This is a genomic window from Intrasporangium chromatireducens Q5-1 (assembly GCF_000576575.1).
Classification (GTDB): Bacteria; Actinomycetota; Actinomycetes; order Actinomycetales; family Dermatophilaceae; genus Intrasporangium_A; species Intrasporangium_A chromatireducens.
The window spans coordinates 1-7,766 of the sequence record NZ_AWQS01000178.1 but is presented as its reverse complement, the minus strand read 5'-3'; the positions used below and the strand labels follow the sequence as shown (position 1 = coordinate 7,766).

At 73.1% G+C, this 7,766-nt stretch carries 8 protein-coding genes and 1 pseudogene; 2 read left to right on the top strand and 7 right to left on the bottom strand.

All coding sequences use genetic code 11. The features are described 5' to 3' along the window. The coding region (locus N864_RS25105) for an FAD-dependent oxidoreductase (protein WP_338033653.1) at positions 1 to 636 on the top strand (636 nt) is incomplete at its 5' end. 12 nt (positions 637 to 648) lie between these two features. On the opposite strand, the gene N864_RS16545 is transcribed toward N864_RS25105, so the two are convergent. The 4 genes from N864_RS16545 to crtI form a co-directional block, all read right to left on the bottom strand. Further along, positions 649 to 1,128 (bottom strand): pyridoxamine 5'-phosphate oxidase family protein, encoded by a 480-nt coding sequence (locus tag N864_RS16545; RefSeq protein WP_034719330.1) that lies wholly within the window; start codon positions 1,126 to 1,128, stop codon positions 649 to 651. A gap of 144 nt (positions 1,129 to 1,272) precedes the next feature. Further along, the gene (locus N864_RS16540; RefSeq protein ID WP_081793961.1) at positions 1,273 to 2,328 is read right to left on the bottom strand and encodes a Rieske (2Fe-2S) protein; all 1,056 of its coding nucleotides are present in this window, start codon (positions 2,326 to 2,328) and stop codon (positions 1,273 to 1,275) included. A gap of 16 nt (positions 2,329 to 2,344) precedes the next feature. After that, positions 2,345 to 3,241, bottom strand: coding sequence for a phytoene/squalene synthase family protein (locus tag N864_RS16535; protein WP_034719327.1), 897 nt, complete (start codon positions 3,239 to 3,241; stop codon positions 2,345 to 2,347). After that, the gene (gene crtI / locus N864_RS16530) at positions 3,238 to 4,746 is read right to left on the bottom strand and encodes a phytoene desaturase family protein (RefSeq protein ID WP_034719324.1); all 1,509 of its coding nucleotides are present in this window, start codon (positions 4,744 to 4,746) and stop codon (positions 3,238 to 3,240) included. The genes N864_RS16535 and crtI overlap by 4 nt, the downstream gene beginning before the upstream one ends. A 175-nt stretch (positions 4,747 to 4,921) precedes the next feature. Between crtI and N864_RS16525 the strand changes: the two genes are divergently transcribed. Beyond that, on the top strand, positions 4,922 to 5,719 hold the full coding sequence (locus N864_RS16525; RefSeq protein WP_051518704.1) for a pyrimidine reductase family protein: 798 nt from the start codon (positions 4,922 to 4,924) through the stop codon (positions 5,717 to 5,719). On the opposite strand, the gene N864_RS16520 is transcribed toward N864_RS16525, so the two are convergent. The 3 genes and pseudogenes from N864_RS16520 to N864_RS25100 form a co-directional block, all read right to left on the bottom strand. Next, positions 5,688 to 7,130: a lipase maturation factor family protein gene (locus tag N864_RS16520; RefSeq protein ID WP_034719322.1), complete on the bottom strand. Its 1,443-nt coding sequence runs from the start codon at positions 7,128 to 7,130 to the stop codon at positions 5,688 to 5,690. The genes N864_RS16525 and N864_RS16520 overlap by 32 nt on opposite strands. 196 nt (positions 7,131 to 7,326) lie before the next feature. After that, entirely contained in the window at positions 7,327 to 7,533 is a 207-nt protein-coding gene (locus N864_RS16515) for a hypothetical protein (RefSeq protein ID WP_034719318.1), read from the bottom strand. After that, positions 7,533 to 7,766, bottom strand: a pseudogene (locus tag N864_RS25100) (hypothetical protein); the annotation flags it as partial. The gene N864_RS16515 and the pseudogene N864_RS25100, both read right to left, overlap by 1 nt.

Genomic DNA, 7,766 nt, shown 5'->3' with positions numbered 1-7,766 from the left:
GGGGACGCCCCGTGGCGGTCGCGGCTGGCGGGGCTCCGCAGCGCGCCGCCCTTCGCGGTGTGGCGGCTCTGGCTCGACCGGCGACCGACCCTCGACCCGCCACCCTTCCTCGGCACGACCGGCTACGGGCCGCTCGACAACGTCTCCTTCATCGACCGGATGGAGCCGCACGCGTGGTCGTGGGCGGCCGGCACGGGCGGCTGCGTCGTCGAGCTGCACGCCTACGCCCTGCCGGAGGGCGTCGACGAGGCGCGACTGCGCCACGAGCTGCGGGCGCAGCTGGCGCGGATCCACCCGGAGCTCGCCGATGCCCGAGTGGTGCACGACGAGTGGCTGCTGCGCCACGACTGCCCCCTCGCCGGCACCGACTCGTGGGGGGACCGGCCGGGGGTCGTGACCCCCGACCCGAGGGTGGTCCTCGCCGGCGACGGGGTCCGGTGCGAACATCCCGTCGCGCTCATGGAGCGAGCAGCCACGACGGGCTGGCTCGCCGCCAACGTCCTGTTGCAGCGACGCGGGCTGCCGGGGCACGACGTGTGGACCGTCCCCGTGCAGGGCCGCGGGCGCCGCCTGGCCCACGCAGCGCGCGGCCGCCTGACCCATGCAGCGCGCCGCCGCCTGGGGCCGGGAGCCTGACCGGACCCTCGTTCAGAGCTCGACGGTGTTGCTGTCCCCGGCATCGCTCGGGCGGGTGCCGGTGAGGCGTGCCTTCGCCATGTCGACCAGGGCCGCCACCCGACCGGCGCCGGCCCAGTACTCCGCCGAGGTCCCGGACACCTTGAGCAGGACGACGCTGTCGTCCTCCTTGCCGTCGGGGAACCAGGCCTCGACGAAGTTGTTCCAGTACTTCCTCTTGCGCTCCCGGTCGACGACGATCTCAGCCCGTCCGGCGAGGGAGAGCCAGGAGCTCGAGCCGCTGTAGGCCACGTTGACGTCGGGTCGGGCGGCGACCTCCTTCGCGACGTCGGCGTCTCGGCTGACGAAGAACCAGGCTTCTCCGTCGAACTCCACGTCCTGGGTCGTGAGGGGACGGCTGCGCAGCGTGCCGTCCTCCCCGGTGCTCGTCAACATTGCGACGCGCACGTCCGTCATGATGTCGCGGACGGTCTTCAGCTCGTCATCATTCATCCGGGTTTCCTTCCGCTTCGAGGCGATCCGATGCTCGCCCCGACCTACCCGTTCGGTCCGGCCGAGAAACGACCTGGACGGGGGCCCGGGTCAATGGAGCGCGCCCACGAGGCGCGGCGACGTCCTGGCCAGGTGGCGCTGGGGTCAGTAACCGTAGGTCTCCCCCCGGGCACGCAGCTGCTGGCGCCGTTCGGCGTAGGCGAGGTCATCGACCCAGAGCCGCCGCGCCGTCCGGGCGACGGCGGGCCGGACGAGCGCAGCCAGCACGCGTGCTCCCGTGAAGCCGGGCCGGTCCGAGTGGGCGATGGTCGCCTCGGTCACGACCGACAGGGGACGCCCGTCGCGGTCCCGGCCGAGCAGCGTGGCGTGCGTCTCGACGACACTGCCGGCCCCCTCGCCCTCGACGATGGTCATGACGATGGTCCGTGCGTCGGGCGTGGTGAACTCCGCACGCACGGGGACCCCCCATCGGCGGGACACCCGGAAGGCCACCTCCACCGTCAGCACCTCGTCCGTCGACGCCGCATCGTCGACGGTCAGGTGGCTGAAGGCGTACGGGTGGTACCACGCACCGTGCCACGGATCGAGCCGGTTGGCGATGACGTCCGACGGTTCGCAGACCCCGCGCAGGGACACCACGGTCGGGATCGAGCGGTCCAGGGGCGGGCGTGCGCAGGCCACCGGAGCATCAGTGGGCTCCTCGGCGGGGGTCGGCACCTGCACCCAGAGCAGCACCCCGTCGTCGTGGCAGGGCAGCGTGCGCCAGTCGGGCCGCACGCCGGGCCCCAGGGCGAGGCCGTGCCACCGGCACACCACCCGGCCGCCGATGACCTCGCAGTCGTCGAGCAGCGCACCGAGGTGTGGACAGGCGCCCGGCCCGGCCTGCATGGTTCCGTGGTCATCGCGCCAGAGCACGATCTCGCGCCCGAGCACGGAGCGGGCCAGCGAGCGGCCTCGGCCCAGGTCGGAGGAGGCGCCCACGACGTGCCACCCGCCCGGGTTCTTGGCCAGCGCGGCGTCGAAGGACCGCTTGATCCGCCCCGGGCGTGCCTGTCGCCACGTCTCGCAAGGCCGGTCGCGCGGCACCACCGGGAGGTAGCGCAACGGGCCGAGGTGAGGTCCTTCGCCGGTTGCGCTGCTCGAGCGCGCGGTCGGCGCCACCGCGGCCCGCCCGTCCGTTCGCCACGTCGTCACGTTCATCGGTTTCCCTTCCTGGTCATGGTCCGACGGGCGGCCCGAGCGCGAGAACGCGCGTGCTGAGCGCGGCCTTGCGCCAGGTCGGCACCCGTGCGCGGACGCGGAACACGTCGTAGTCGTTGGCCTCGATCCGGTCGAGGATGCGCGCGTAGAGGATCCGCGCCGTGGCCACGCATCGCGCGGACGCCGCGGGCAGCAGCCGTATGCCGCTGTCCGCCTCCGCGTAGAGCGCGCGGTTGCGCTCGATCTCGAAGCGCATCAGGGCGCGCCACGCGGGCGTGACCCGTCGTGACCAGGGGTCGGCACCGAACCGGCGCAGGTCCTCCCTGGGCAGGTACACCCGCCCTCGGTCGAGGTCCTCGCCGACGTCGCGCAGGAAGTTGGTCAGCTGGAAGGCGAGACCGAGCGCCCGGGCCGGGCCCCGAGCCGCACCCGGGTCGCCGCCGAGGACCGGCAGCATCATCTCGCCGATGGCGGCGGCCGAGCCGTCCATGTAGTCGAGCAGGTCCTGCCACGTCTCGTAGCCGCATGTGCTGAGGTCCTGGCGCATCGAGGCGAAGAACCGGTGGAAGCAGTCGTCGGGAATCGCGCAGGCCAGCACGGTGCTGACGGCGGCCCGCAGCACCGGGTCGGTCGGCGACAGCGTCCCGTCGGCGACGGCGCTGCGAAACGTCCGGGCCAGCTGGTCGAGCCTGCGGTCGGTCCCGGCCAACGCTGCGGCTGCGGTCGCCCCGGGGGCATCGACGATGTCGTCGGCGAGCCGACACAGGGCATAGACGGCGTAGACGTGGCGTCGTCGTGCCGGTGGCAGCAGCAGCGTGCCCCAGTAGTACGTCGTGCCATGGCGTCGGGTGATCGTGGCGCACCGTCGGTAGCCCTCCGCGAGGACGGCATCGGGGTGGACGCCGGTGGTCACAGCGGGGCCCGGACCGTCCGGCGCGGAGGAGGAGTGGCGTCGGGCAGGTAGGCCCGCACCCGTGCCGCGGCGAGCTTGCCGCTGATGAGCACGATGGGGACCCCGACGCCGGGGACGGTCCCGGACCCGGCGAACACGAGTCCCGGCACGCGCCGCTCGAGGTTCGAGGGCCGGAACGGTCCCGTCTGCCCGAACGTGTGCGACAGGGCGAAGGGCGTGCCGAGGTGCATGCCGTCGCGCGCCCAGTCCAGCGGCGTCACCAGGTGTTCGGTCACCACGTCCGTCGGATACCCGTTCTGCGCCAGGAAGATCGCGAGACGTTCCCGCATCGGCTCCCGCTCCCGCCGCCAGTCCACCGTGCCGGTCAGGTTCGGGACCGGTTCGAGCACATACAGGACCGAGTGACCGGCCGGCGCGAGCTGCGGCTCGCTCAGGGTGGGGACGGTCACGAGCCGGGAGGGACTCGGCATCAGCCGACCGTCGTCGACGAGTGCCCGGAAGGCGCTGGACCACTCGGTGCCGAAGTGGATGTTGTGGTGGCCGATGCCCGGACCGGGCTCGCCGCGCGCCCCGACATGCCAGACGACGGCGGACGGCGAGTAGCGGCCCCCGCGCACGGCTCGGGGAGGACGCAGCTCCGGCAGCAGGAGCCGGTAGGCGGTGGGCGGGTCGAGCGTGCAGACGACCGCCTCGGCGCGGAGGCGTTCGGCGGAGTCGAGCTCGACTCCTGCGGCCGCGCCGTTCGCGTCCCGGATCAGCCGCCGGACCGACGTGTCGTATCGCAGCTCTGCCCCGCCACGCTCCGCGGCCGCGGCGAGGGCCGCGGGCACCTGCCCCATCCCACCGGCTGGGAACCACACGCCCTCGATGCTGTCCATGTAGGTGATGACGGCGTAGAGCGCGAGGGCCCGGTCGGGCGGCAGGCCGGCGTAGAGCGCCTGGAAGGAGAAGAGGCGGTGCAGGCGCTCGTCCCGGAACCAGCTGCGGATGACCGGTCCAAGCCGGCGGAAGCCGCCGAGCCGGGTGAGGGTCGCCGCCGCCACCGGGGAGCGAAGCAGGTCGAGCGGGCTGTCGAACTGGGCGTCGATGAAGTGCGGCATCTCGACGTCGTGGAGCCGGCGCAGCCACTCGGCGAAACGCGGGAAGGCGGACGCGTCGTCCGGTCCACACGTCGCGGCGATCTCGTCGCGCATCGCCTCGATCCCATGCCGGACCCGGATCTCGCTGCCGTCGGCGTAGACCGCGCGATAGGCCGGGTCGAGGCGCTCCAGGTGGATGAGGTCGGCCAGCCGGCTCCCGGCCGCGGCGGCGGCATCTGCGAGGAGGCCGGGCATGGTCAGCACCGTCGGGCCCGTGTCGAACGCGAACCCGTCCTGGGTGCGTCGGATGCCGCGCCCTCCCGGCCCGTCCTGTCGCTCGACGACGGTCACCTCGTGGCCCGAGCCGACCAGGTGGCAGGCCGTGGACAGCCCGGCGAGGCCGGCGCCGATGACGATGACCCTCATCCGGCGCGCCGCCCATCCGGCCGGCAGATGGAGAGCGGCCGGCGGCGAGGCGCGGCTGGGTGGACGTCGAGTGGGCCCACGGTTCCTCCTCGGCCTGCCGGAGAGGCGATGCGCCGTCGGTGGCGCACGGTCCTGGCTCAACCTACCTCGGAGCGGGCGTGCAAGGATCGTTCGCGTGTTGACGCTCAACCAGCTCCACCCGGCTCCAGGTGGCGTCGTCCGCGCGGCGGAGGCCTACGCCCGGCCTGCGGGTCACCCCCGGCCCGACGGCCACGACCGGGCCGCCGACCTGGCCCCCGACGGTCCCGCCCCGCACGTCACCGTCAACATGGTCTCCTCGATCGACGGAGCCGCCACGCTCGCCGGCCGGGTCGGGACGCTGACGGGGCCCGCGGACCAGGAGCTGCTGCACGTGCTGCGGTCCCTGTGCGACGTGCTGCTCGTCGGCGCCGCCACGATCCGTGCCGAGGGCTACGGGCCGGTGCGTGCCCTCCCCGAGCTCGTGGAGCGCCGCCGGGAGCTGGGCCAGGCACCGGCCCCCCGGCTCGCGGTCCTGAGCCGCGCGCTCGACCTCGACCTCGGCTCCAGCGCGTTCACGGCGGCCGTCGAACGTCCGCTCGTGCTCACCACCGAACAGGCGGCGCCCGAGCGGCTCGTGGCCGCCCGCGCCGTCGCAGAGGTCCTCGTCGTCGGCGAGGACACCGTCGACCTCGTGGCGGCCGTCGGCCGGCTCGCCGCCGAGGGCCTGCCGCGGGTCCTCTCGGAGGGTGGTCCGCGGGTGCTGGGCGGACTGTTTGCGGCGGATCTCGTGGATGAGCTGTGCCTGGCCGTCTCGCCCGTGGTCGTCGCCGGCGCGGAGCCGAGGATCACGAGCGGACCGTCGCTGGCCACGCCGCACCCGATGCGGCTCGGGGCCGTCTACGAGCGCGACGGCTTCCTCTTCACCCGCTGGCTGAGAAGTCCTCGCGGGTGACCGGCCGTAGGAACTCACCGACGAGCTGACGGCTCCAGCACCCCTGGCCGGCCCGCAGCTCGGCCCAGCTCGTGTACTCGTAGCGGTAGAGCAGGGCTCGCACCACGGCCGGCGGTCGGTCGCCGAACGGGCTGCGGTGCAACAGCTTCAGCGTGTCCCGGTCCGCGCGGAGCAGCCGCTCGACGAACCGGGGGAACCACGGCATGGCGTAGGAGGGCGACATCGCCGCGAACCACATGAGCCAGTCGAGCCGCAGGTGGTACGGGGCGAACTGCCGCGGCCAGCGGTGCAGGCCGGTCGGCTTGCCCTTGAACTCGTACTCACGCCACTGCGGCTCCTCGCCGGGCTCGGGTTCGACCATTCCCTCCACCGCGATCTCGTAGCGGACCCGGCTGATGCTGCCGAACGCGCCATACGTGTTGACGAGGTGCAGCGTGTCGAAGGACGCGTTCATCGCCTGGTGGCGCGAGACGAGGTTGCGGGCCGGACGGTAGCTGAGCACGAGGATGAGCAGCGAGACGGCACAGACGAGCACGACCCACCACGTCGGGGTGGCGCCGGCCGGGTGGCTCGGGTCGATCGGCAGCAGCCAGCCCCAGAACGCGTCGGGCAGCACCGAGAGGCCGAGGACGATGGCCATCCAGTTGAGCCACGCGAAGTTGCCGCTGATGACGAGCCACAGCTGGGTGACGACCATGATGCCGGCGCAGACCCCGGACACCGGCTGTGGGAGGAAGAGCCCGAACGGCACGACGAGCTGGGTGCCGTGGTTGGCCAGGACCTCGACCTTGTGCAGGGGTCGAGGGAGGTGGTGGAACCACCAGCTGAGCGGGCCCGGCATCGGCTGGGTCTCGTGGTGGTAGTAGAGGCAGGTGAGGTCGCGCCAGCACGGGTCACCGCGCAGCTTGATCAGGCCGGCGCCGAACTCGAGCCGGAACAGGATCCAGCGCAGTCCCAGGAGCAGCAGCAGGGGCGGCGCGGTCGACGCGTTGCCGAGGAAGATCGCGACGAAGCCGGTCTCGAGCAGCAGGCTCTCCCAGCCGAAGCCGTACCAGCGCTGGCCGACGTTGACGATTGAGAGGTAGAGCGCCCACAGCACGGCCCAGACGAGCATCGTCAGGGGCAGCGGCAACCGGTCGGTGAGGCCACCGATGGTCACGAGCGAGAGCAGGATCCCGGTCCAGGCGACGCCGGCGAAGAGGGCATCCGAGTAGCGCCAGTGGAACAGGCTGGGAGCCTGCCGGAACGACACGCGCCGCAGGTAGTCGGGGATCGGCAGCATCCCGTCGCTGCCGAGCAGGGCCCGGAACTGGTTGACCGCCACGAGGAACGCGACGAGATAGATGGCCGCCAGCGCCCGTTGGAACACGAGGCGGCCGATCCAGTAGCCGTCGGCCGTGAACCAGTCCACCTCCTCCACCGTAGGGGCTGAGCGGGCAGCGCGCCCCGTGCGTCCCAGCAGCGGGTATGCCGCCCAGCTCGCTCAGCTGGGCGGCATACCTCATCGGGGTGGCCGGCACCACGTGCTTCTCCCGCTGGGCGCGGATGCGAAAGCCGCGGGGGCCCGGGCGTAGATTGTCTGCGCGGCGACCGGTCGAGGAGTCCTCTCACCGGACCGGGCACCGGCTGGTCGGCTCACGGGTGAGCTCGCCGCCGTCCTCGTCGTCGCCCTGGCGCTCGTGGTCCTTGGCGTGCGAGGAGGGCGCGGGCCCCGCTGGGTCCGCGCCCTCTTCTCGGCACTCGTCGTGCTCCTGCTCGTCAGCATCCCGGTCGGGCTCGTCCTGGCCCGGCTCCGCGGCTGAGCCCAGCCGCATCAGGGACGCGGGACCGTCCCCAGACGCGACTCGAGCGCGTCGACGATCTTCGGGCGCAGCTCGCGCGCCTCGATCACCTCGTCGACCGAGCCGACGTCGACGGCTCGGTGGATGCTGTGCACCGCGTCGAACTCGGCGGCCACCTCGCCCAGCTTCTCGGCCCGCACGGACGCCCGCAGCTCGGCCAGCTCGGTGGCCAGCTCGGCGCGCTCGGCGTCGGCCGCGGCCGCGAG

Coding starts and splice junctions, on each gene's coding strand:
- N864_RS16545 (WP_034719330.1), bottom strand. CDS start 1,128: ATGAATGATGACGAGCTGAAGACCGTCCGCGACATCATGACGGACGTG.
- N864_RS16540 (WP_081793961.1), bottom strand. CDS start 2,328: ATGAACGTGACGACGTGGCGAACGGACGGGCGGGCCGCGGTGGCGCCG.
- crtI (WP_034719324.1), bottom strand. CDS start 4,746: ATGAGGGTCATCGTCATCGGCGCCGGCCTCGCCGGGCTGTCCACGGCC.
- N864_RS16515 (WP_034719318.1), bottom strand. CDS start 7,533: ATGCGGCTGGGCTCAGCCGCGGAGCCGGGCCAGGACGAGCCCGACCGG.